This is a genomic window from Nonomuraea sp. NPDC048901 (assembly GCF_040649695.1).
Classification (GTDB): domain Bacteria; phylum Actinomycetota; class Actinomycetes; order Streptosporangiales; family Streptosporangiaceae; genus Nonomuraea.
The window spans coordinates 53,040-73,031 of the sequence record NZ_JBEZFW010000001.1 but is presented as its reverse complement, the minus strand read 5'-3'; the positions used below and the strand labels follow the sequence as shown (position 1 = coordinate 73,031).

The window sequence follows — 19,992 nt, the reverse complement described above, 5'->3', positions numbered from 1 at the left end:
TCGGGATACGCCGGGACGCCACCGGCTGACCTGTTCGATGACCCAGGAGCACGATGACAACGGAGAGCGGCACGACCGCCGTCGGTGACGACGTGCTGGTGCGTCACGAGTCGCGCATCGCGGTGATCACCATCAACCGCCCGCACGCCAAGAACGCTGTCACCCGCGCCGTGTCCGAGGGCATCGCCGCCGCGCTCGACGAGCTCGATCGGCGCGACGACCTCTCCGCCGCCGTCCTTACCGGGGCCGGAGACTGCTTTTGCGCGGGCATGGACCTGAAGGCATTTCTGCGCGGCGAGCGGCCGAGCCTCGAGGGCCGGGGATTCGCCGGCGTGACCGAGGCGCCGCCGAAGAAGCCGCTGATCGCCGCGGTCGAGGGCTACGCGCTGGCCGGCGGCTGCGAGATCGTCCTCGCCTGCGACCTCGTCGTGGCGGCGCGGACGGCGAAGTTCGGCATCCCGGAGGTCAAACGGGGCCTGGTGGCCGCCGCCGGTGGGCTGCTGCGCCTGCCGCACCGTGTCCCCCCGCAGATCGCGATGGAGCTCGCGCTGACCGGGGACCTGATCACGGCCGCGCGGGCGTACGAGATAGGCCTGGTCAACCGGCTCACCGAGGAGGGCGAGGCACTGGACGCCGCACTGACGCTCGCCGCCCGCATCGCGGAGAACGGCCCGCTCGCCACGCTCGCCACCAAGCGAGTGATCAAAGAGCACGAGCAGTGGCCGGAGGAGGAGCGGTTCGTCCGCCAGCGGCTGATCATCGAGCCGGTCTTCGCCTCGGAGGACGCCAAGGAAGGCGCCCGCGCCTTCGCCGAGAAGCGCCGGCCGAACTGGCAGGGCCGATGACCGTGAACGGTCCTCTCACCGGAGTGCGGGTCGTCGAGCTGGGCGGCATCGGCCCCGTTCCGTTCGCCGCCATGATGCTGGCCGATCTGGGGGCGGAGGTGATCCGCGTCCACCGCCCCGCCGATCGGGACGCGCGCCCGAACCCGGTGCTCGACCGCGGGCGCCGCTCGCTGGTCGCCGATCTGAAGAACCCCCGTGGCGCCGCCGTCGTCCGGGCCCTGATCGACACGGCGGACGCGGTCCTGGAGGGCTTCCGTCCCGGCGTGGCCGAGCGGCTGGGGTTCGATCCCGGGACGCTGGCCGAGAGCAATCCGCGCCTGGTGTTCGGCCGGATGACCGGCTTCGGCCAGGACGGGCCACTGGCCATGCGGGCCGGCCACGACATCAACTACATCGCGCTCTCCGGCGCGCTGGCCGCGATCGGCCGCCCCGATCACCCGCCCACGCCGCCGCTCAACCTGGTCGGCGACTTCGGCGGCGGCGGCATGCTGCTGGCGCTCGGCGTGCTGGCCGCGGTGCTGAACGCGCGCACGTCGGGACGCGGCCAGGTGGTGGACGCGGCGATGGTCGAGGGCTCCGGCCTGCTGATGTCGATGATCTACGGCCGGTACGCGCACGGCGCCTGGGCCACCGAGCGTGGCGCGAACCTGCTCGACGGCGGCGCCCCCTTCTACGACACCTACGAGTGCGCCGACGGGCGGCACGTGGCCGTGGGCGCCATCGAAGGCGCCTTCTTCGCCAAGCTCGTGGACGTCCTCGGCGTCGCTCACGCGGTCGACCTCGCCGCCCAGCGCGACCCGGCCACCTGGCCCGCGATGCGGGAGACCTTCGCCAAGGCGTTCAAGAACGCCTCCCGCGAGGAATGGGTGGCGCGCTTCGCCGGCGTCGACGCCTGCGTCACACCGGTGCTGACCATGGACGAGGTCGTCGCGCATCCCCACAACGCCGCCCGGGACAGCTTCTACACCGACGCCGAGGGCGCCATCCAGCCCGCGCCCGCGCCCCGGTTCGCCGGCACCCCTAGCGACAGGCCGGCACCCGCGCCCGTCCCTGGCCAGGACACCCGTGCGATCCTCGCCGAACTTGGCCATACCTCCGAGGAGATCGAAAACCTGCTGGCAGTGGGGGCGGTGCGGTGAACGCGTACTGGCCGGAGGGCATGGTCGACGCGCTGCCCACCTTGCCCGCCGGAAAGATCCTCAAGCCCGAGCCGTCGCCCACCACCATCAGGAGCTGAACAGTGGACATCGAAGCGTTCCAGGAGGTGCTGGCCGCCGTGCGCACCTTCGTACGCAAGGAGGTCGTGCCCGCCGAAGACGTCATCGAGCAGACCGACGAGATCCCCGAGGCCATCCGTGCGAAGGCGGCTGACATGGGGTTGTTCGGCTACGCGCTGCCGGAGGAGCACGGCGGGCTCGGGTTCACCATGATCGAGGATGTTCAGCTGGCGATGGAGCTCGGCCACACCGCGCCGGCCTTCCGCTCGATGCTCGGCACCAACAACGGCATCGCCGGCCAGGTGCTGGTGAACTTCGGCACCGACGAGCAGAAGCGGCGGCACCTCCCCGCGCTGGCGGCCGGTGACCAGATCGCCGCGTTCGCGCTGACAGAGCCCGAGGCCGGCTCCGATCCCAGCGGGCTGCGGACCCGGGCGGTCCGGGCCGAGGGCGGCTACCGGCTCACCGGCCAGAAGCGGTTCATCACGAACGCCGACCGGGCCGACCTGTTCATGGTCTTCGCCAGGACGAACGCCGACACCGAGGGCACCAAGGCCATCTCCGTCTTCGTGGTGGAGTCCGGCGCCGAGGGGCTCACGGTCGGCCCCAAGGACGAGAAGATGGGACAGCGCGGAGCACACACCGCCGAGGTCTTCCTCGACGACGTCTTCGTGCCCGACTCCGCGCTGATCGGCGGAGTCGAGGGCGAGGGGTTCGCGGCCGCCATGCGCTCGCTGGCGCGCGGCCGGCTGCACATCGCGGCGATCTGCGTCGGGCTGGCCCAGCGGCTCGTCGAGGAGAGCGTCACCCATGCCGCCGCCACCCGGCAGGGCGGGCGGCCCATCGCGGAGTTCCAGCAGGTGCAGGCGATGCTCGCGGACTCGCAGACCGAGCTCATGGCCGGGCGGGCGATGGTGCTGGACGCGGCGCGGGCCTACGACGACGGCAGCGACCGGCGCATGGCCCCCTCGTGCGCGAAGCTCTTCTGCTCGGAGATGGTCGGCCGGGTGGCCGACCGCGCCGTACAGATTCACGGCGGCCTGGGATATATGCGGTCGGTCCCGGTCGAGCGGTTCTACCGCGACGCCCGCCTGTTCCGGCTGTACGAGGGCACGAGCGAGGTGCAAAAGGTCATCATCGCCAAGCAACTGCTCAAGGGCGCGGAACGAAGCGGAGAGCGATCATGAGCGCACTGACCGAGGACGAAAGGGAGATCGTCGCCCTGGCCGGCGAATTCGTCGACGAGCGGGTGCGGCCGCGAGTACGGGACTACGAGTCGGTGGACGCCTACCCCGCCGAGTTCATCGAGGAGATGAAGAAGCTGGGCTTCTTCGGCCTGCTCGCGCCCGCCGAGCACGGCGGCGTGGAGGTGAGTACGGAGTGCTTCGCCCGGGTCACGGAGGAGCTGGCCCGCGGCTGGATGAGCCTGGCCGGCGCCATCGGCGGGCACTCGGTCATCACCTACATGATCCGCACGTTCGGCACCCCTGACCAGCGCGAACGTTACCTGCCCCGGATGGCCGACGGCACGATCCGGGCGGCGATGGCGCTCACCGAGCCCGGCGGCGGCAGCGACCTGCAGGCGATGCGCACGCACGCCCGCGAGGACGGCGGCGACCTGTTGATCACCGGGTCGAAGACCTGGATCACCAACGCCCGCCACGCCGGCCTCATCGGCCTACTCTGCGTGACCGACCCGGACGCGAAGCCGGCGCACCGGGGCATGAGTGTGCTCCTCGTCGAGCCCGGCGACGGCATGACCGTGTCCAAGAACCTGCCGAAGCTCGGCTATCGCGGCGTCGAGTCCTGTGAGCTCGTCTTCGACGACATGCGGGTCCCCGCGTCCGCCGTGCTCGGCGACGAGCCGAACCAGGGCTGGGCGCAGATGATGCGTGGCCTGGAGATCGGCAGGATCCAGGTCGCCGCCCGCGCGGTCGGCGTCGCCCAGGCCGCGCTCGACGACGCGGTGCGGTACGCGCAAGAACGCGAGTCGTTCGGCAAGCCGATCTGGAAACACCAGTCGGTGGGCAACCTGCTGGCCGACATGGCGACCAAGGTCCAGGCGGCACGGCTGCTCACCGAGGACGCCGCCCGCCGGCTCGACGCGGGCGGCCGCGCCGACATGGAGGCCGGTATGGCCAAGCTCTTCGCCTCCGAGGCTGCGATGCAGGTGACGCTGGACGCGATGCGCGTGCACGGCGGGTACGGCTACTCCAAGGAGTTCGACGTCGAGCGCTACTTCCGGGACGCCCCGCTGATGATCCTCGGCGAGGGCACCAACGAGATCCAGCGCAACGTCATCGCCGCCCAACTGATCGCCCGCAACCCCATCAGCTGAGGAAACATGATGCTGCTCAACGGCAAGACCGCGGTCGTCACCGGCGCCGCCCAGGGCATCGGCCTCGCCATCGCGGAGGTCTTCGTCAGGGAAGGCGCGCGGGTCGTGATCGGCGATCTCAACCTGGAGGCGGCCGAGGCGGCGGCCAAGGAGCTCGGCGGGCCAGGCGTGGCCCGGGCGGCGCGGTGCGACGTCACCCGCGCCGCGGATGTGGACGCCCTGATCCGGACGGCGCTGGAGGCGTTCGGCTCGCTGGACGTCATGGTCAACAACGCCGGGATCACCCGCGACGCGACGATGCGCACGATGACCGAGGAGCAGTTCGACCAGGTCATCGACGTCCACCTCAAGGGCACCTGGAACGGCACCCGCAAGGCCGCCGCCGTCATGCGCGAGCAGAAGAGCGGCGCGATCGTGAACATCTCCTCGCTGTCGGGGAAGGTCGGCATGGTCGGCCAGACCAACTACTCCGCCGCCAAGGCCGGTGTCGTCGGCCTGTCCAAGGCCGCCGCCAAGGAGTTGGCCCACCACGGCGTCCGGGTCAACGCCATCCAGCCGGGCCTGATCCGCTCGGCCATGACCGAGGCGATGCCGCAGAAGGCGTGGGACCAGAAGCTGGCCGAGATCCCGATGGGACGGGCGGGCGAGGCGCACGAGGTCGCCTCGGTGGCGTTGTTCCTGGCCTCGGATCTGTCGTCGTACATGACCGGCACCGTGCTCGAAGTCACCGGCGGGCGGTTGATGTGAGCAGTCACCGGCGGGCGGTTGATGCGAGCTGGGCACCGCACACCGTCGTCACGACCGAGACGGTCGACCCCCATCCGGTGGCGGCGCTGTCGGCGTTGTTCGACGACGGCACGCCCGCGATCGGCCCGGGGGACGTCCTTCCGCCGCTGTGGCACTGGCTCGCCCTGGCCCGCTGGCCCCGCTCGTCCGCGCTCGGCGCCGACGGCCATCCGGCGCGCGGGTCGTTCCTGCCCCCGGTGGAACTGCCGCGCCGGATGTTCGCCGGCGGCGAGGTCGTCCTCCATGCCCCGCTCACGGTCGGTGGCACGGTCCGCCGTGAGGCGCGCGTGGAGTCGGTCACCGAGAAGTCCGGCCGCACCGGCCGCCTCGTCGTGGTGACCGTCGTCACCGCCCTGTACGACGAGCATGACAAACTCGCGATCGAGGAGCGCCAGGACCTGATCTACCGGGACGCCGGGCCCGCCGCGCCCTCGGCCGCGCAGCCGCCCGACGCGGCCCCCGCCCGCGCTCCGTTCACCCGGACAGGGGAGTGGGCCTGGGATTTCGCCACGGATCCGACGCTGCTGATGCGCTTCAGCGCGGCGAGCGCGAATCCCCACCGCATCCACTACGACTGGCCGTACACCACCCGTGTCGAGGGCTATCCCGGCCTGGTCGTGCACGGCCCCCTGATGACGCTCGCCCTTGCGGAGATCCTCCGCCTCGAAGGGCACCGGGGCGAGGTCGTCCGTCTGCGGCACCGCAACCGCAAGCCGCTGTTCTGCGGCCAGCGGGCGGAGCTCCGGCGGGTCGAGGACACCGGATCGCTGACGCTGGGCGTGTTCGGCGCGGATGACGAGCCCCGCAGTACCTTGACGATCGAGCAGGAAGGGGCCGGCCATGCGTGAGGCGGTCATCTGTGAGCCCGTCCGCACCCCGATAGGCCGTTACGGCGGGATGTTCAGGAGCCTGACGGCGGCCGACCTCGGCGTCATCGCGCTCAAGGGCCTGATCGAGCGCACCGGCCTCGTGCCGGACGAGATCGAGGACGTCGTCCTGGGCCACTGCAACGCCAGCAGCGAGGCGCCCGCGATCGGCCGCGTCGTCGCGCTCGACGCCGGTCTGCCCGCCCACGTCCCCGGCCTCCACCTCGACCGCCGGTGCGGCTCGGGCCTGCAGGCCGTCATCCACGCCGCCATGCAGGTGCAGACCGGGGTTCATGAGGTCGTCGTCGCGGGCGGCACGGAGAGCATGAGCAACGCCACGTTCTACTCCACGGACATGCGCTGGGGCGCGAGGAACGGCGTAGCGGTGCACGACAGCCTTGTACGCGCCCGGCAGACCGCGGGCGGCCGGAGCCACCCGATTCCCGGCGGCATGATCGAGACCGCCGAGAACCTGCGCCGCGCGTACGCGATCTCGCGCCGGGAACAGGACGAGCTGGCCCTGCTGTCCCACCAGCGCGCGGTCAGGGCCCAAGCCGACGGCATCCTGGCCGAGGAGATCATCCCGACCCCGGTATCCACCAGGAACGGCGAGGTCGTGATCGACACCGACGAGCACCCCCGCGCCGACACATCCTTGGAGTCCCTGTCCAGGCTCAAACCACTCCTGGCCGGCTCCGACCCGGAGGCGACCGTCACGGCGGGCAACGCGAGCGGGCAGAACGACGCCGCCGCCATGTGCCTCGTCACCACCCCCGAGCGCGCCGACCGGCTCGGCCTGCGACCGCTGGTCCGCCTCGTGTCGTGGGCCGTGGCCGGGGTCGCGCCGGAGACCATGGGCATCGGCCCGGTACCCGCCACCGCGGCCGCCCTGGACCGGGCCGGCCTCTCGCTGCACGACATGGAACTCATCGAGCTCAACGAGGCGTTCGCGGCCCAGGCGCTGGCGGTCATGAGGGAGTGGAAGTTCGGCGAGGAGGACCTGGAGCGTACGAACGTCCACGGCTCCGGCATCTCGCTCGGCCACCCGGTCGGCGCCACCGGTGTGCGGATGCTGGCGACGCTGTCCCGCGAGCTCTGCCGGCGCGAGGCCAGGTACGGCCTGGAGACCATGTGCATCGGCGGCGGCCAGGGCCTGGCCGCCGTCTTCGAACGGGTGACGTCATGACCGCCCGCGTCTTCACCTCCCTGGAGGAGGTGAAGAGCGCCCTCGACGAGCCCATCGGCCCCAGCGACTGGCTCGTCGTGGATCAGGAGCGCATCGACGCCTTCGCCGACGCCACCGGCGACCACCAGTGGATCCATGTCGACCCAGAACGGGCCGCGTCCGGTCCGTTCGGCCGCACCATCGCGCACGGATACCTGACGCTGTCGCTGATCCCGCACTTCGGGCCCCGGCTCTTCCGCCTCGACCTGGGCGGGGCCCGCGTCAACTACGGCGTGAACAAGGTCCGCTTCCCCTCGCCCGTGCCTGAGGGCTCGCGCCTGCGGGCGGTGGCCGCCTTCGCCGGCCTGCGGGAGACCGCGACGGGCGCCGCACTCACGACGCGCTACACCATCGAGCTCGACGGCGAACGAAAACCCGCCTGCGTCGCCGAGACCATCACGCTCCTTCTCGACGCCTGAGGATCCCCGGGGCAAGTCGGCGGTCGCCGCCCGAAGGAAGTCAGGTCAGCGGTCGCTGCCCGAGGGAAGGCAGGTCAACGGTCCCAGATCGGCGTCCGCTTCTCGGCGAAGGCGCGGGCGCCCTCCTGCGCGTCGGCGGAGGCCACCACCTCGGCCCACACCTTCAGCTGCGCCGCGAACGCGGCCTCGTCGGTGTAGTTCACCGACGACGACAGGATCCGCTTGGACATCCGCACCGCGAACGGCGCGTTGGCGGCGATCCTGGCGGCCAGCGCCCGCGCCCCCTCCAGCGCCACACCCGGCTCGGTGAGCTCGTTGACCAGCCCGTACGCGTGCGCCCGCACCGCCGGCAACGGATCACCGGTGAGCACCAGCTGCATGGCGAGGTGGTGTGGCAACGCCTTCGCCACCCGCAACAATCCGCCTCCGACCGCGATCAGCCCCCGCTTGACCTCGGGCAGGCTGAACTGGGCAGTTCGGGACGCCACCACCAGATCGGCCGCCAGCGCCAGCTCGCAGCCACCCGCGGCCGCCCACCCCTCAACCGCCGCGATCAGCGGTTTCTCCGGAAGCCGCTCGGTGATGCCGGCGAAGCCGCGCCCCGGCAGGGCAGGCTTCTCGCCCCGCGTGAACGCCTTCAGATCCATGCCGGAGCAGAACGTGCCGCCGGCTCCGGTGAGGATCCCCACCTTCAGGTCGGGCCTGGACTCGAGCTCGTCGATCGCCGCCGCGAGCGCCTTCGTCGTCTCCAGGTCCACCGCGTTGCGTGCCGCGGGCCGGTTGATGGTGATGACCGCGATGCCGTCCGCGAATTCGGTCAGCACTGTGCTCATCGAGGTGCTCCCTTGGTCAGAGGCCGATGGACTTGGCGATGATGCTCTTCATGACCTCGCTGGTGCCACCGTAGATGCGGGTGACGCGCGCGTCGGCGTACATGCGGGCGATCGGGTATTCCAGCACGTACCCGTAGCCGCCGTGCAGTTGCAGGCACTTGTCGACGACGCGGGACTGCAGCTCGGTGCAGAAGAGCTTCACCTTGGCCGCATCGGCCGCGCTCAGCTCGCCGGCGTCGTGCTCCTCCAGCGCGCGGTCGACCAGCGCCTGGCCCGCCTCCACGTCGGTCGCGCACTCGGCGAGCACGAACTTGGTGTTCTGGAAGCCGGACAGCGGCCGGCCGAAGACGTTCCGCTCGTTCACGTAGGCGAGGGTGACCTCCAGCGCCGTCGCCGCTGCCGCCTGCGCGTTCACGGCGATGGACAGTCGCTCCTGCGCGAGGTTGTGGCGGAGGAACTCGAACGCGCGGCCCTCCTCGCCCAGCAGGTTCGCCGCCGGCACGGCGACGTCCTCGAAGGCCAGCTCGGCGGTGTCCTGCGCCTTGAGCCCGAGCTTGTCCAGATTGCGGCCCACCGAGAAGCCGGGCGAGCCCGCCTCGACGACCAGGATGCTCAGCCCCGCCCGCCGGTCGCCCGTGGGCGGGGACGTACGGGCGACGACGAGTACGAGGTCGGCGTTGACAGCGCCGGTGATGAAGGTCTTGGCCCCGTTGAGCACATAATGGTCCCCGTCGAGCACCGCGGTCGTAGCGATGCCGGCGAGGTCCGACCCGGTTCCCGGCTCGGTCATCGCGATCGCGGTCATCAGCTCGCCGTTGGCCACCCCTGGCAGCCAGCGCCGCTTCTGCTCCTCGGAGGCGTAGCGCAGCAGGTACGGCAGCACGATGTCGGTGTGCACCCGTACCGGGCCGAGGCCCAGCTTCGCCCGCGCCAGTTCCTCGTTCACCACGACGTTGAACCTGAAGCCGCGCTGGCCGCCGCCGCCGTACTCCTCGGGGACCTGCAGGCCGAGCACGCCCAGCTTGCCGAGCCGCCGGTAGAAGTCGCGGGGCGCCGCGCCCGCCTTCTCCCACGCGGGGAAGATCGGGACGACCTCCCGGGCGAGGAAGTCACGGACGGTGGCCCGGAACGCCTCATGGTCGTCGTCGAAGACGGTGCGTCGCATCGTTCCTCTCTCTGCCGGCAAGACCAGGATCTTGTCGAACGATCGTTAAGTGTAGGTCGCGGACCGGCGATGTCAGGGTCCGGATCGGCGGGTCAGCGGGTCTTGGCGCGCGACCTTCGGGCCGGCGGGCGGTGCTCCACCACCGTGAGCGCCAGATGGACGTAGCGCTCCACCAGGTCGGTGACGCTCAGGTCGCCGTCGGGTTGGTACCACTGGGCGATCGCGTTGCACATCGCCAGGATCGCCCGCTGCGCCTCGTCGGGATGGGGAGTGGCGAAGACGCCGCGCGCCGCGCCGTCGTCGATGATCTCACGCAGCAGTTTCGGCAGCGCGTCGCGCCGCTCCACGAACCGCTCCAGCCGCTCCGGCTCCAGGTTGCGCAGCTCCCGCAGCGCGAGCAGGCTGTCGACCTGGCGCCGCACCCGGTATTCGACCGTGGACCGGACGAAGGCGCTCAGCCGCGCCGCCGGGTCGTCCCCGGCGGCGGTCAGTGCCGTCTCGCAGCCGCGCCGGCAGTCGTCGAGCGCGTCTTCCAGCAGCGCGTGGAGGAGCTCCTGCTTACCTGCGTGGTAGTAGTAGAGAACCGAGAGGCTCAGCCCCGCGCCCTTCGCGATGTCCCTGATCGAGGCGCCGTGGTAGCCGCGCTCGGCGAAGATGTCGCGTGCCGACCGCATGATCGCGGCAAGCCCGTTTCCCCTGGTCACCGCCCCCGGCGGCCGATCCGCCGCCGCTGCCGTGCCGCGTGTCGCCATCACCACATCCTATTCCAAGCGTGTCCGATGTTGAGATCATCAGCCCCGGCCGGGGCTAGCCCGCCTTGACCTGATACTCCTTGGCGAGGTCGGACACCTTGAAGTCCTCGATGAGCTTCATGCCGGCGTAGACGCCCTGGTCGGGGCGGTGGATCTGGCTGGCCCGCGAGGTCGGCTGCGCCGGCTCGGACAGGTCCAGCGCCGGCCCGAGCCCGTCGATGCTGAAGCTGGTCACCTTGGTGCGGGCGGCGAGCAGGCTCTTGCGGGTCAGGTCGTTGCACGTACCACTGATGATCTTCGCCCACAGGTGGGTTGACAGGTATGCGAGCACCACCGCGCCGCCCGACTCCGGCTGCTGAGCGCCGAACTTGGCCTTCCACTTGTCCGCGAGCGCCTTGACCGCGGGGGTGTCCGCGCTGAGCAGCCCGATGCCCGACACCCGGTAGTACCGCTTGATCAGCGCGGGCGCGGCCGCCGTGGACAGCAGGCTCGTGGCGAACGTCGCCACGTTCCCCATGATCGGCACGTCGAGTCCGGCGGCCTGGGCGGCGCTGGCCACCGCCGCGGTCTGCTTCGCCGTCGAGTCCAACAGGATCGCCTTGGCACCGGCCGCCTTCATCGCGTTGACCTGGCTGGTGAGGTCGGCGTCGGTCGGCTTGATCTGCTGGCCGGACAGTTTCAGACCGAGTTTCCCGGCTGCGAACGTGCTTCCCTTCAGGCTGTTCTCGCCGATCTCGCCCTGCAGGTAGATGTGCCCGAGGGTGTCGCCCTTCTTCAACATGCCCTCCCGCACCATCCAGTCGACGCTGTTGATCGCCTGGACGTCGTACGTGGCGCCGACCACGAGGAGATGCGGATCGCCGAGCAGCGTGGGCGCGAACGCCGTCAGGCCGACCAGCATGTCGTTCGAGGTGATCTTGTCCCGCAGCGCCGAGGTGATCGCCGAACCGTAGACGTTGAGCAACCCGAGGACCTGCGGCGCGACCTCGTCGTAGGCCGTGACCGCCTTCTGCACGTCGTACCCGTGGTCCCGGATGACGAGCTCGATCTTCCGCCCGCACACCCCGCCCGCCGCGTTGATCTCGTCGACGGCGAACTGGCTGGCGGTGTTGCTGGTCTTCCCTGATGTGGCGAACGCGCCGGACAGGTCCAGCAGCATGCCCAGTTTGATGGTGGAGTCACTGACACCGGGGGCGGCGCCGCTCCCGGACGAGGTGGCCTTGGTGGAGCAAGCGGTGACGGACAGGGCGGCCACGAGGGCGGCCGCGGCGAAGACGCGCGGACGGGACCGGTTCATGGGTTCTCCTGGTAGTTCTCTGGGGGGTGTCGAGAAGGGGTCAGGGGGCGGCCGGCCTGCGCCGGTCCCGGAGGGCGTGCACCATCGCGCGCACCCCGCCGGGCTGGGTCAGCATGACGACCACGACGAGCGCGCCGTACACGAACTGCGCGGCGATGGACGCTTCCAGCCCGTCCTGGCCGGGGCCGACGACGAGCGGCAGCACGTCGGCGTAGCGGGACAGCACGATCGGCAGCGCGACCACGAACGTCGCCCCGATGATGGCGCCGGACGTCGAGCCGAGCCCGCCAAGGATGATCATCGCGAGGAAGTCGATGGAGAGATGGAGGTCGAAATAGTCGGGGACGGCACGCTGGAACGCCAGCGCCGTCAGCACGCCGGCGGCGCCTGCGTACATCGAGGACAGGACGAACGCGGCCGCTTTGGTGCGCTGCACCCGCACGCCCATCGCGGCGGCGCCCACCTCGCTGTCACGTATGAGGCGGAACGCCCGGCCCGGCCGGCCCCGCAGCACGTTGCGGGCCACCAGCATGGCCACGACGGTGACGACCAGGAAGAGATACCAGAGGTTCTCGACGGCCCCGAACGGCACCCCGAACACGACGAGGCCGCCGGCGTCGGAGAAGACGAACCCGCCGAGCGCGAACGGCGTGACCGAGCGCCCGTCGTAGCCGCCGGTCACCGGCCGCAGGTTGAGCAGCAGGTGGTGGCCGAGGAAGACCAGGCCGAGCGAGGCGATGCCGAGATAGATGCCGCGCAACCGGCTGGCGATCGGGCTGAACAGCAGGCCGCACAGCCCGGCGAGCAGGGTCGCGAGCACCGCCGCCACGAGCGGGGGCAGTCCCAGGCCCGTCAGATGGCCGCCCTCGCCGCCGGAGAGGAACGCGTAGCCGTACGTGCCGACCGCGACGAAGAACGCGTGCCCGAGCGACAGCTGCCCGGCCGCGCCGAACAGGATGGTCAGGCCGAGCGCCCCGACCGCCGAGGCCATCGCGAACAAGCCGATGCGCAGCCAGAACGCGTCCACGTACAGCGGCAGGGCCAGCGCCACCACGATCGCGGCGACCACGGCGGCGACTGCTGGCAGGCGGCGCGGCAGCGTCCGGGCCCGCGAATCGGCGGGGACGGGACGGACAGGTGCGATGGTGTCCTCAGACACGGCTGAACTCCTTCGACCCGAACAGTCCGGACGGCCGCCACAGCAGCACGACGATCATCACGAGATAGGCCACGACGTCGCCCACTCCTAGTCCCAGGAACGCGAGCGAGTCCTGGTGACCGGCCACGAGCACCTGGACGACCCCGACGATGAGGCCGCCGGCGATGGCCCCGCCGAGCGAGTCGAATCCGCCGATGATGGCGGCGGGGAAGGCGGCGATCGCGACCGATTCGATGCTCAGGCTGACGCCGGGGCTGGGGAACGAGGCCAGGCCGATCCCGGCCGCAGTGGCCAGCAGCCCGGCCACCACCCAGGCGCCGGCCGAGACCCGGCGCAGCCGGATCCCCACCAGCGCCGCGCCCTCGGCGTCGGCGATGGACGCGCGCATCGCCAGCCCCCAGCCGGTCAGCGTGAGCAGCGCGGTGAGACCGCCGATCAGCAGCGGTACGGCGACCACGATGATGACGATCGTGAGCGGCAGCGTCAGCGGCCCCAGGTTGACCACCTCGCCGTCCCACGGCGCCCCCAGCGGAAGCACCTGCTCCCCGAGGCGGCGGGTCAGCTCGGCGGTCAGCACGACGTTCAGCCCGATCGTGAGGATCGCCATCGAGTGGTGGTTGTGCGGGTCGATGCGGGCCAGCAGGAGCCGCTCGGTCGCCAGCGCGAGCAGGCCGGCGACGGCGAGGCCGAGCAGCGCCGCCGCGGCGAACCCGATCCGCGACTGGGTGGCGGCGACCACGTACACGCCCAGGAGCAGGAATGACGCGTGAGCGAAGTTGACCACGCGGGTGGCCTTGAAGACGATGACGAAGCCGAGCGTGATGAGTGCGTACAGCAGGCCCAGGGACACGCCGTTGACGAGCAGTTCCAGCAGGCGGATCATCGCGGCGTCCTCTCGGCCTCTTGCTCGATCACGGGTTCGTCCCGAGCGTGCGCGTCCGGAGCGTCCTCGTCCGGAGCGTCCTCGTCCGGCACGCCGAGATAGGCGCTGACCACGGTCGGATCCCGGCGCACCTCGGCCGGCGTTCCCTCGGCGACGACCTTGCCGAAGTCCAGCACCGTGATGCGGTCGGCGATCGACATGACCACGCCCATGTCGTGCTCCACGAACACCACGGTGAGGCCGAGGGCGTCGCGCGCCGCGAGGACCAGCCGCCCCAGCTCCCGGCTCTCCGCGGTGTTCATGCCGGCGACCGGCTCGTCGAGGATGAGCAGGCGCGGCTCCAGGCACAGCGCCCTGGCGAACTCCAGGCGCTTGAGGTCGCCGTACGCCAGCCGCCCGGCGGTGGCCTCCAGCAGCGCCGAGAGGCCGGCGAACTCGGCGATCTCCCGTACCCGCGCCTCGTGGCGGCGCTGTTCGCCGCGGCCGAGCCACAGGGCGGTCCTGAGCAGGCCGGCGCGGGTCAGCCGGTGCCGCCCCACCATCAGGTTGTCCAGCACCGACTCCCGCGGCGAGACCACGATGTTCTGGAAGGTCCTGCCGACCCCGAGCGCCGCGACCCGGTCGGGGCGCTGCCGGGTCACCTCGTGGTCGTCGAGCAGGATGCGTCCGTCGGCCACCGGGTAGATGCCGCACAGCGCGTTGAGCAGCGACGACTTGCCCGCCCCGTTGGGGCCGATGACCGCGTGCACGGTCCCCGGCTCGACGGTGAACGACACCTCGTCCAGCGCCAGCAGACCGCTGAAGGCCACGCTCACCCCGTCCACCACGAGGCGGGGCGGGCTCACGCCGTCCACCGGGCCAGCTGGGGCACGGCACGGCCGTCGCGCGGGTCGTCGTGGTCGGTTTCCAGGTCTTCGCCGAGGTAGAGCCGGCGGACCTCGTCGCTGTGCGACAGTTCGTCGGCCGGTCCGCTCAAGACGACCCGTCCGAGCTCAAGGACGTACGCCGACTGGGCGACGGACAACGCCATGGCCGCGTTCTGCTCCACCAGCAGCACGGGGACGCCGTCGCGGGCGATCTCACGCACGATCTCGCCGATCTGCTTGACCAGTCGCGGCGCCAGGCCCAGCGACGGCTCGTCCAGCAACAGCAGCTTCGGCTGGGCCATCAGCGCGCGGGCGATGGCGAGCATTTGCTGTTCGCCGCCTGACAGCGTGCCGGCGCGCTGACGGTGCCGCTCGGCCAGCCGGGGGAACATCTCGAACACCTGGCGGCGACAGCGTGCCCGCGCCTCGCGGGACCGGACGGTGACGGCGCCCGCGTCGAGGTTCTCGTCAACGGTGAGCGGCCCGAACACGTGTCGGCCCTCCGGGACCTGGACGAGCCCGCCGGTCACCACAGCCGCCGGGTTCGCGCCGGCGATCTGCTGGCCCAGGAACCTGATCGATCCCGCGGCGACCGATCCGCCGTGCAACGGCACCGTCCCCGAGACGGCCCGCATGAGGGAGGTCTTTCCCGCGCCGTTCGCGCCGAGCAGCGCGACCACGCCTGCCTCGGCGACCGCGAGGCTCACTCCGTGAAGTACGGGCTCACGTGCGCCATAGCGAACGACGAGCCCTTCGATCTCGAGCATCCGGCTTCTCCTTGCTGTTCTCGCGGCCTCACTCCGTGAGGCGGGCTCGGTCGCCCATGCCGCCGCCTTCCCCCGCTCTGGTCGCTCCGCTCCCGAGGTATAGATCAATCGTTCGTTAAGTTGGCACTATCGATCGTTCGTTAAGTACGCGTAATGTAGGTCTCTCGAAGACACACGTCAACACCTTGTCGGGCGCAGTCGGAGCGGGTTTGCCGCCCATCCCACCCTGGAGGTTCGCCATGCGGATCGGCACGACCCTGGCCTACAGCGGCGGTTTCAAGCAGGTGGCCGCGGGCCTGCGTGACCTGGAGAAGGCGGGGGTGGAGATCGCCTTCGTGGCGGAGGCATACTCCTTCGACGCCGTGAGCCAGCTCGGTTATCTCGCGTCGGCCACGGACCGGATGCACCTCGCCTCGGCGATCCTGCCGATCTACACCCGGACGCCGTCGCTGCTCGCGATGACCGCGGCCGGCTTGGACTACGTGTCGGACGGCCGGTTCACGCTCGGCCTGGGCGCGTCAGGGCCGCAAGTGGTCGAGGGGTTCCACGGCGTTCCCTACGACGCGCCGATCGGCCGTACCCGCGAGATCGTGGAGATCTGCCGCCGGGTGTGGAGCCGCGAGGAGGTCGTGTACGAGGGCGAGCACTACGAACTCCCGCTGCCGGCCGGGCGCGGGACGGGCCTGGGCAAGCCGCTGAAGCTCATCAACCATCCGGTACGCGACCGCATTCCGGTCATGCTGGCCGCCATCGGTCCCAAGAACGTCAGACTCGCCGCCGAGATCGCCGAGGGCTGGCTGCCGATCTTCGTACATCCCGGCCGGCTGCGCGAGGTCTGGGGCCCGTCGCTCGACGCCGGCCAGGCCCACCGCGACCCGGCCCTGGGCCCGCTGGACATCGTGGTCACCATGCCCCTGGCCATCGGCGACGACGTCGGCCACCTGCTCGACCGTGCCCGCCCGCAGCTCGCGCTCTACATCGGCGGCATGGGCGCCCGGGGCAAGAACTTCTACAACGACCTCGCCCGCCGTTACGGCTACGAGCGGGAGGCCGAGCTCATCCAGGACCTCTACCTGTCGGGACGCAAGCGGGAGGCGGAGGCCGCGGTCCCCGAGGACCTGCTGCGCGCCACGTCCCTGGTCGGGCCGAAGGAGTACGTGGCCGACCGGCTCGCGGAACTCGCCGCGTGCGGCATCACGACGGTCAGCGTCAAGCCCTTGGCGGACAGCCAGGCCGGTCGGGTCGCCGCTATCGAGCTCCTGCGGGACCTCATGCCCTGACCGTCACGGGCGTCCGGCGCGAGGGCGCGGAAACAGTTCCGCCCTTCTGCCAACCTTTTTCCGGCACCTCCGCGTTGAGGCCATGTGAGTGATCCAACGGAAGACGCCGCGTACGCCGCCTTCGCCGAGGCGGCCTGGAACAGGCACATGGCCGTCGCCATCCTGCTCACCGGCGATCGGCACCGGGCCGAGGAACTGCTCCAGGACTGCCTGGTGCGGCTGTACGTTCGGTGGCGACGCGTAGGTCCCACCGACCCGCATGCCTATCTGCGCCGCATGCTGGTCAATGGGAACGTCAGCTGGTGGCGGCGACGTCAACGGGAACTGCCCACTGCCGACCTGCCTGATCACGCTGATCCTCGGTCCGGGCCGTACGAGCCGCACGAGGATTTACGCCGCGCGCTGCTCGCCCTGCCGCGCAAGCAGCGCGCCATCGTCGTCCTCCGGCACTACGAGGATCTGACGGAGAAAGCGGTCGCGGCGGCACTCGGCTGCACGGTCGGCACAGTCAAGAGTCAGCACTCCAGAGCGATGGCGCGGCTGCGCACGGCTCTGCGGGATAACCAGGAGGCAGCGCGATGAACGACGACCATGAAGAGTTCGCACAGGCCTTGCGGACTCTCGCTCAGCGTGAACCGGTCACGCCCGCGCCGGTGTCGGCTCTGGTACGCCGGGGACGCCGGGCCAAGCGGACCCGTGCCGTGGTGGGGGCCATCGCCGGAACGGTCATTGCCTCGGCAGCCGTCGTCGTGGTTCTGGGCAGTGGCGGAATTGTCCCGGCCGGCCCGCCACCGATTGCCAGTGCGCCGCTCGCCGGAGACGGTTCACGGTCCTCGCATTCCTCCCGTACGCAATCTCTGGACGCCCGGTCCGTCCTGCTGGCCGCAGCCGAGACCGCCGCCCGCGAGCCGGCCACGTCGGGCCCCTACTGGTACACCCGTCAACGCATCTCCCAGCCGGCCCATTACTACGGGAAGAAACTCAAAAAGCCGCAACGGCAGAAGATCCCCTTCTCGGCGACCGTGGCGAGTACCCAGGACAGCTGGTACGCGAGCGAGAAGGGCGAGCCCAGCCGAACCGTGACGGGTCAGGACCCTAAGGTCGCCTTCGCTTCCCCGGCGGACGAGGCGAAGTGGAAGCAGCTGGGCTCGCCCGCCCTGGCCGGAGAGAAGCCGTCGACCAACGACTACGACATGGAACTCCACTTTCAGATCGGCAACCACAACTTCACGGTCCGGCAACTGCTCAAGCTGCCGACCAGCAAGGACAGGCTGGAGAGCCAGTTGCGGCGGCTGTTCGACGAGGAGCGCGCAAGCGACTGGTGGCCCGCCAAACCGGAGTTCACCGAATACGTGTGGTCGGCGGCGCAGGACCTGCTGGCCGGTCCGATCAGCCCCGGGACCCGCTCCGCCCTCTACCGGCTGCTTGCCGAACAGCCTGCGATCAAGTCGCTGGGAGAGGTCACCGATTCGCTGGGGCGCACCGGGGTCGCCCTGGCGCGGGCCACAGCAGGGAATGGGGACTCTGCGGGCGAGGCTCGACTGATCGTGGACGACGAGACAGCGGAGTTGCTCTCCTACGAGTTCCGCGAACAAGGGCAATCGTCGCCGACACTGCAGGTCAGCTATGAGGACATGGGCTGGGCCGAGGCCTTAGGTGAGCGCCCGCAAAGCTGACTTCCGGCTGAGGCCAGGCCGAGCGAGGACTTTGCCACGGCGGACCTTGGGGTGGCGGGAGATTGTCGTCACGATGGCGGGGCCTTGATGTCACAACGGCGGGGTGGCCGGGCCGCGGGGCCTTGATGTCACAATGGCGGGGCCTTCGGCGCCCCATCTGGTGAGTGCCGTCTGGTGCCCGATCTGGGCACCCGTGCGGGGATCCACCTTGAAGGCGCCGAACATGGTGGTTGTCTCCAGCGCTACGGCCGTATCCCACAGCGCCTCACGTGTGGCGCCGGCCGCCTGCCCGGCGCAGTGTGTCGCGATCGCGGCAGCGGCCGCGGCCTGGGCTGCTGGATAGTCGGGGAGTGACCCGGAGCGTTTCCGGTAGGCGCTCAGGAAGTCGTCCTCGCTCATGGACAACTCGACATGACCGCCGCTCCCCGGGAACCACTGCCCGACACCGTAGATGCCCAAGGGCCCCTCGACGGCCTGGCCGAACTCGCGAACGCCCGCGGCCACGGCGCAGACGTTCTGCGGAGGCGTCGGCAGTGATCTGGCCGAGATGACCGTTTCCACGTCTTCCTCGAACGAGCCGGCGCAGAAGAGATCCCAGCCCTCCTCGAATGAGCCCGAGCGGAAGATGTCCCAGTTCTCTTCGAGCGAGCCGGTGTAGCCCTCCGGTGTGCTCGGGCGGCGGTGGATGGTGTCTATCCCGAGGGCGCGCGCCAGGCGCTCAGCGCCATCGGCGACCTGACGGCCGAAACGGCCCTTGCCGGTGACGATCAGGAGCGGGCGGGGATCCTCGCGGGCGGCGAGGTGCCGGACGAAGGGCTCCGCGTAGCGGCTGGCCGGCGTCGGCACGGACACGACGTGGCCGGGGTGGGCGGTCTCCACGTCGTCGCCTGATCCGCCGTGGTTCCAGATCAGGCGATCCAGGGTCGCGGCGACGGTTCCCGCTCTTCGCATGAGGATGGTCGAGTAGGGGCCGAGCAGGAGGTCGCACTCCGCCGACAACCTGGGGAGGAGGGCGGCCAGCCGTTCGGGATCGCTGCCGTCGTCCTCGATGAGCAGGTCTGCCGCGCCGGTTGTGGACCGCCAGATGTCCAGGGCGAGTCCGGCCTGCCTGCCGAATCTCGCGTACTTGCCCGACAGGGACAGGCAGGCGCCGAGCCGAAGGCGGCTGTCGGACATCGTCCCTCCTACTCGTCGTAGGCCCAGCCGCTCCACCGCTCGACGGTGATCGCGATCACCGGGCCGGCGGGGCGTCGCTCCACGTATTGGTCGTAGCGTGCGGCCAGCCGGTCGAGCCACTGGCCGCGTGTGGTGTCGTCGTCGACGAGCGCGGCCGTGCCGTCGGCTCGGGCCCACCACAGGCGCCGCCAGTCGTCGGCGTAGTGGTCGACCAGGACGCACACCCGGTTGTCGCTCGCGATGTTCCGAAGCCTGCGGAGGTCTGTCGTCCGCTTCGGTTTGTCGTCCACGGCGAAGGCGATCATGTCGCCCGCCACCGCGAAGACGATGGGCACCAGGTGCGGCGCCCCTTGCTCGTCCACGGTGGCCAGCCTGGCGCTGCGTGCTGCCAGGAACTTCGCTCGCGCCACGGCCTCGTCCATCGCACCAACTCTCAGCCGGC

General features: G+C 70.7%; 21 protein-coding genes. 11 read left to right on the top strand and 10 right to left on the bottom strand.

Translation table 11 applies throughout. The annotated features are described in order from the left end of the window. Nucleotides 1–53 precede the first annotated feature (53 nt). The 8 genes from AB0C30_RS00400 to AB0C30_RS00365 all read left to right on the top strand — a co-directional run bounded on the left by AB0C30_RS00400 (nt 54) and on the right by AB0C30_RS00365 (nt 7,696). On the top strand, nt 54–845 hold the full coding sequence (locus tag AB0C30_RS00400; protein WP_357938017.1) for a crotonase/enoyl-CoA hydratase family protein: 792 nt from the start codon (nt 54–56) through the stop codon (nt 843–845). Beyond that, nucleotides 842–1,984 (top strand): CaiB/BaiF CoA-transferase family protein, encoded by a 1,143-nt coding sequence (locus tag AB0C30_RS00395; RefSeq protein WP_357938014.1) that lies wholly within the window; start codon nt 842–844, stop codon nt 1,982–1,984. Before AB0C30_RS00400 ends, AB0C30_RS00395 begins: the two co-directional genes overlap by 4 nt. A 101-nt stretch (nt 1,985–2,085) precedes the next feature. Continuing rightward, on the top strand, nt 2,086–3,249 hold the full coding sequence (locus AB0C30_RS00390; protein ID WP_357938011.1) for an acyl-CoA dehydrogenase family protein: 1,164 nt from the start codon (nt 2,086–2,088) through the stop codon (nt 3,247–3,249). Then, the gene (locus tag AB0C30_RS00385) at nt 3,246–4,400 is read left to right on the top strand and encodes an acyl-CoA dehydrogenase family protein (RefSeq protein ID WP_357938008.1); all 1,155 of its coding nucleotides are present in this window, start codon (nt 3,246–3,248) and stop codon (nt 4,398–4,400) included. The genes AB0C30_RS00390 and AB0C30_RS00385 overlap by 4 nt, the downstream gene beginning before the upstream one ends. A 6-nt stretch (nt 4,401–4,406) precedes the next feature. Further along, nucleotides 4,407–5,147: a 3-oxoacyl-ACP reductase FabG gene (fabG, locus tag AB0C30_RS00380; protein ID WP_357938005.1), complete on the top strand. Its 741-nt coding sequence runs from the start codon at nt 4,407–4,409 to the stop codon at nt 5,145–5,147. Beyond that, nucleotides 5,144–6,034 carry a MaoC family dehydratase N-terminal domain-containing protein gene (locus AB0C30_RS00375; RefSeq protein WP_357938002.1) on the top strand — a complete coding sequence of 297 codons (891 nt, stop codon included), beginning with the start codon at nt 5,144–5,146 and terminating at the stop codon, nt 6,032–6,034. The genes fabG and AB0C30_RS00375 overlap by 4 nt, the downstream gene beginning before the upstream one ends. Then, complete coding sequence (locus AB0C30_RS00370) at nt 6,027–7,238, top strand: acetyl-CoA C-acetyltransferase (protein ID WP_357937999.1); 1,212 nt, start codon at nt 6,027–6,029, stop codon at nt 7,236–7,238. Before AB0C30_RS00375 ends, AB0C30_RS00370 begins: the two co-directional genes overlap by 8 nt. Next, nucleotides 7,235–7,696, top strand: coding sequence for a MaoC family dehydratase (locus AB0C30_RS00365; protein WP_357937996.1), 462 nt, complete (start codon nt 7,235–7,237; stop codon nt 7,694–7,696). The genes AB0C30_RS00370 and AB0C30_RS00365 overlap by 4 nt, the downstream gene beginning before the upstream one ends. Before the next feature lie 74 nt (nt 7,697–7,770). On the opposite strand, the gene AB0C30_RS00360 is transcribed toward AB0C30_RS00365, so the two are convergent. The 8 genes from AB0C30_RS00360 to AB0C30_RS00325 all read right to left on the bottom strand — a co-directional run bounded on the left by AB0C30_RS00360 (nt 7,771) and on the right by AB0C30_RS00325 (nt 15,418). Next, a complete protein-coding gene (locus tag AB0C30_RS00360; protein ID WP_357937993.1) occupies nt 7,771–8,529 on the bottom strand; it encodes a crotonase/enoyl-CoA hydratase family protein in 759 nt (252 codons plus the stop codon). Between the two features lie 16 nt (nt 8,530–8,545). After that, the gene (locus AB0C30_RS00355) at nt 8,546–9,694 is read right to left on the bottom strand and encodes an acyl-CoA dehydrogenase family protein (protein WP_357937990.1); all 1,149 of its coding nucleotides are present in this window, start codon (nt 9,692–9,694) and stop codon (nt 8,546–8,548) included. Between the two features lie 92 nt (nt 9,695–9,786). Further along, nucleotides 9,787–10,446 (bottom strand): TetR/AcrR family transcriptional regulator, encoded by a 660-nt coding sequence (locus AB0C30_RS00350; RefSeq protein WP_357937987.1) that lies wholly within the window; start codon nt 10,444–10,446, stop codon nt 9,787–9,789. A 55-nt stretch (nt 10,447–10,501) separates the two neighbouring features. Then, nucleotides 10,502–11,743 (bottom strand): ABC transporter substrate-binding protein, encoded by a 1,242-nt coding sequence (locus AB0C30_RS00345; protein WP_357937984.1) that lies wholly within the window; start codon nt 11,741–11,743, stop codon nt 10,502–10,504. 40 nt (nt 11,744–11,783) lie between these two features. Next, complete coding sequence (locus AB0C30_RS00340; RefSeq protein ID WP_357937981.1) at nt 11,784–12,902, bottom strand: branched-chain amino acid ABC transporter permease; 1,119 nt, start codon at nt 12,900–12,902, stop codon at nt 11,784–11,786. Then, complete coding sequence (locus tag AB0C30_RS00335; RefSeq protein WP_357937978.1) at nt 12,895–13,785, bottom strand: branched-chain amino acid ABC transporter permease; 891 nt, start codon at nt 13,783–13,785, stop codon at nt 12,895–12,897. The genes AB0C30_RS00340 and AB0C30_RS00335 overlap by 8 nt, the downstream gene beginning before the upstream one ends. Next, the gene (locus AB0C30_RS00330) at nt 13,782–14,630 is read right to left on the bottom strand and encodes an ABC transporter ATP-binding protein (RefSeq protein WP_357937975.1); all 849 of its coding nucleotides are present in this window, start codon (nt 14,628–14,630) and stop codon (nt 13,782–13,784) included. The genes AB0C30_RS00335 and AB0C30_RS00330 overlap by 4 nt, the downstream gene beginning before the upstream one ends. Continuing rightward, nucleotides 14,627–15,418, bottom strand: coding sequence for an ABC transporter ATP-binding protein (locus AB0C30_RS00325; RefSeq protein ID WP_357937972.1), 792 nt, complete (start codon nt 15,416–15,418; stop codon nt 14,627–14,629). The genes AB0C30_RS00330 and AB0C30_RS00325 overlap by 4 nt, the downstream gene beginning before the upstream one ends. 239 nt (nt 15,419–15,657) lie before the next feature. Here AB0C30_RS00325 and AB0C30_RS00320 point away from each other — a divergent pair, with 239 nt between their 5' ends. The 3 genes from AB0C30_RS00320 (at nt 15,658) to AB0C30_RS00310 (ending at nt 18,374) form a co-directional block, all read left to right on the top strand. Beyond that, nucleotides 15,658–16,698 carry an LLM class F420-dependent oxidoreductase gene (locus tag AB0C30_RS00320; protein WP_357937969.1) on the top strand — a complete coding sequence of 347 codons (1,041 nt, stop codon included), beginning with the start codon at nt 15,658–15,660 and terminating at the stop codon, nt 16,696–16,698. A gap of 84 nt (nt 16,699–16,782) precedes the next feature. After that, the gene (locus AB0C30_RS00315) at nt 16,783–17,280 is read left to right on the top strand and encodes a SigE family RNA polymerase sigma factor (RefSeq protein ID WP_357937966.1); all 498 of its coding nucleotides are present in this window, start codon (nt 16,783–16,785) and stop codon (nt 17,278–17,280) included. Continuing rightward, the gene (locus AB0C30_RS00310) at nt 17,277–18,374 is read left to right on the top strand and encodes a CU044_5270 family protein (protein WP_357937963.1); all 1,098 of its coding nucleotides are present in this window, start codon (nt 17,277–17,279) and stop codon (nt 18,372–18,374) included. Before AB0C30_RS00315 ends, AB0C30_RS00310 begins: the two co-directional genes overlap by 4 nt. A gap of 90 nt (nt 18,375–18,464) precedes the next feature. On the opposite strand, the gene AB0C30_RS00305 is transcribed toward AB0C30_RS00310, so the two are convergent. Together AB0C30_RS00305 and AB0C30_RS00300 are read right to left on the bottom strand one after the other, a co-directional pair. Beyond that, a complete protein-coding gene (locus tag AB0C30_RS00305; RefSeq protein ID WP_357937960.1) occupies nt 18,465–19,550 on the bottom strand; it encodes an ABC transporter substrate-binding protein in 1,086 nt (361 codons plus the stop codon). Nucleotides 19,551–19,558: 8 nt separating this feature from the next. Beyond that, on the bottom strand, nt 19,559–19,972 hold the full coding sequence (locus tag AB0C30_RS00300) for a TIGR03668 family PPOX class F420-dependent oxidoreductase (protein ID WP_357937957.1): 414 nt from the start codon (nt 19,970–19,972) through the stop codon (nt 19,559–19,561). Nucleotides 19,973–19,992: the final 20 nt, after the last annotated feature.

What these genes read in the sequence shown, in the direction of transcription:
- AB0C30_RS00400 (WP_357938017.1), top strand. Translation starts at nt 54, where the DNA reads ATGACAACGGAGAGCGGCACGACCGCCGTCGGTGACGACGTGCTGGTG.
- AB0C30_RS00395 (WP_357938014.1), top strand. Translation starts at nt 842, where the DNA reads ATGACCGTGAACGGTCCTCTCACCGGAGTGCGGGTCGTCGAGCTGGGC.
- AB0C30_RS00385 (WP_357938008.1), top strand. Translation starts at nt 3,246, where the DNA reads ATGAGCGCACTGACCGAGGACGAAAGGGAGATCGTCGCCCTGGCCGGC.
- fabG (WP_357938005.1), top strand. Translation starts at nt 4,407, where the DNA reads ATGATGCTGCTCAACGGCAAGACCGCGGTCGTCACCGGCGCCGCCCAG.
- AB0C30_RS00370 (WP_357937999.1), top strand. Translation starts at nt 6,027, where the DNA reads ATGCGTGAGGCGGTCATCTGTGAGCCCGTCCGCACCCCGATAGGCCGT.
- AB0C30_RS00365 (WP_357937996.1), top strand. Translation starts at nt 7,235, where the DNA reads ATGACCGCCCGCGTCTTCACCTCCCTGGAGGAGGTGAAGAGCGCCCTC.
- AB0C30_RS00360 (WP_357937993.1), bottom strand. Translation starts at nt 8,529, where the DNA reads ATGAGCACAGTGCTGACCGAATTCGCGGACGGCATCGCGGTCATCACC.
- AB0C30_RS00355 (WP_357937990.1), bottom strand. Translation starts at nt 9,694, where the DNA reads ATGCGACGCACCGTCTTCGACGACGACCATGAGGCGTTCCGGGCCACC.
- AB0C30_RS00350 (WP_357937987.1), bottom strand. Translation starts at nt 10,446, where the DNA reads ATGGCGACACGCGGCACGGCAGCGGCGGCGGATCGGCCGCCGGGGGCG.
- AB0C30_RS00345 (WP_357937984.1), bottom strand. Translation starts at nt 11,743, where the DNA reads ATGAACCGGTCCCGTCCGCGCGTCTTCGCCGCGGCCGCCCTCGTGGCC.
- AB0C30_RS00335 (WP_357937978.1), bottom strand. Translation starts at nt 13,785, where the DNA reads ATGATCCGCCTGCTGGAACTGCTCGTCAACGGCGTGTCCCTGGGCCTG.
- AB0C30_RS00325 (WP_357937972.1), bottom strand. Translation starts at nt 15,418, where the DNA reads ATGCTCGAGATCGAAGGGCTCGTCGTTCGCTATGGCGCACGTGAGCCC.
- AB0C30_RS00320 (WP_357937969.1), top strand. Translation starts at nt 15,658, where the DNA reads ATGCGGATCGGCACGACCCTGGCCTACAGCGGCGGTTTCAAGCAGGTG.
- AB0C30_RS00310 (WP_357937963.1), top strand. Translation starts at nt 17,277, where the DNA reads ATGAACGACGACCATGAAGAGTTCGCACAGGCCTTGCGGACTCTCGCT.
- AB0C30_RS00305 (WP_357937960.1), bottom strand. Translation starts at nt 19,550, where the DNA reads ATGTCCGACAGCCGCCTTCGGCTCGGCGCCTGCCTGTCCCTGTCGGGC.
- AB0C30_RS00300 (WP_357937957.1), bottom strand. Translation starts at nt 19,972, where the DNA reads ATGGACGAGGCCGTGGCGCGAGCGAAGTTCCTGGCAGCACGCAGCGCC.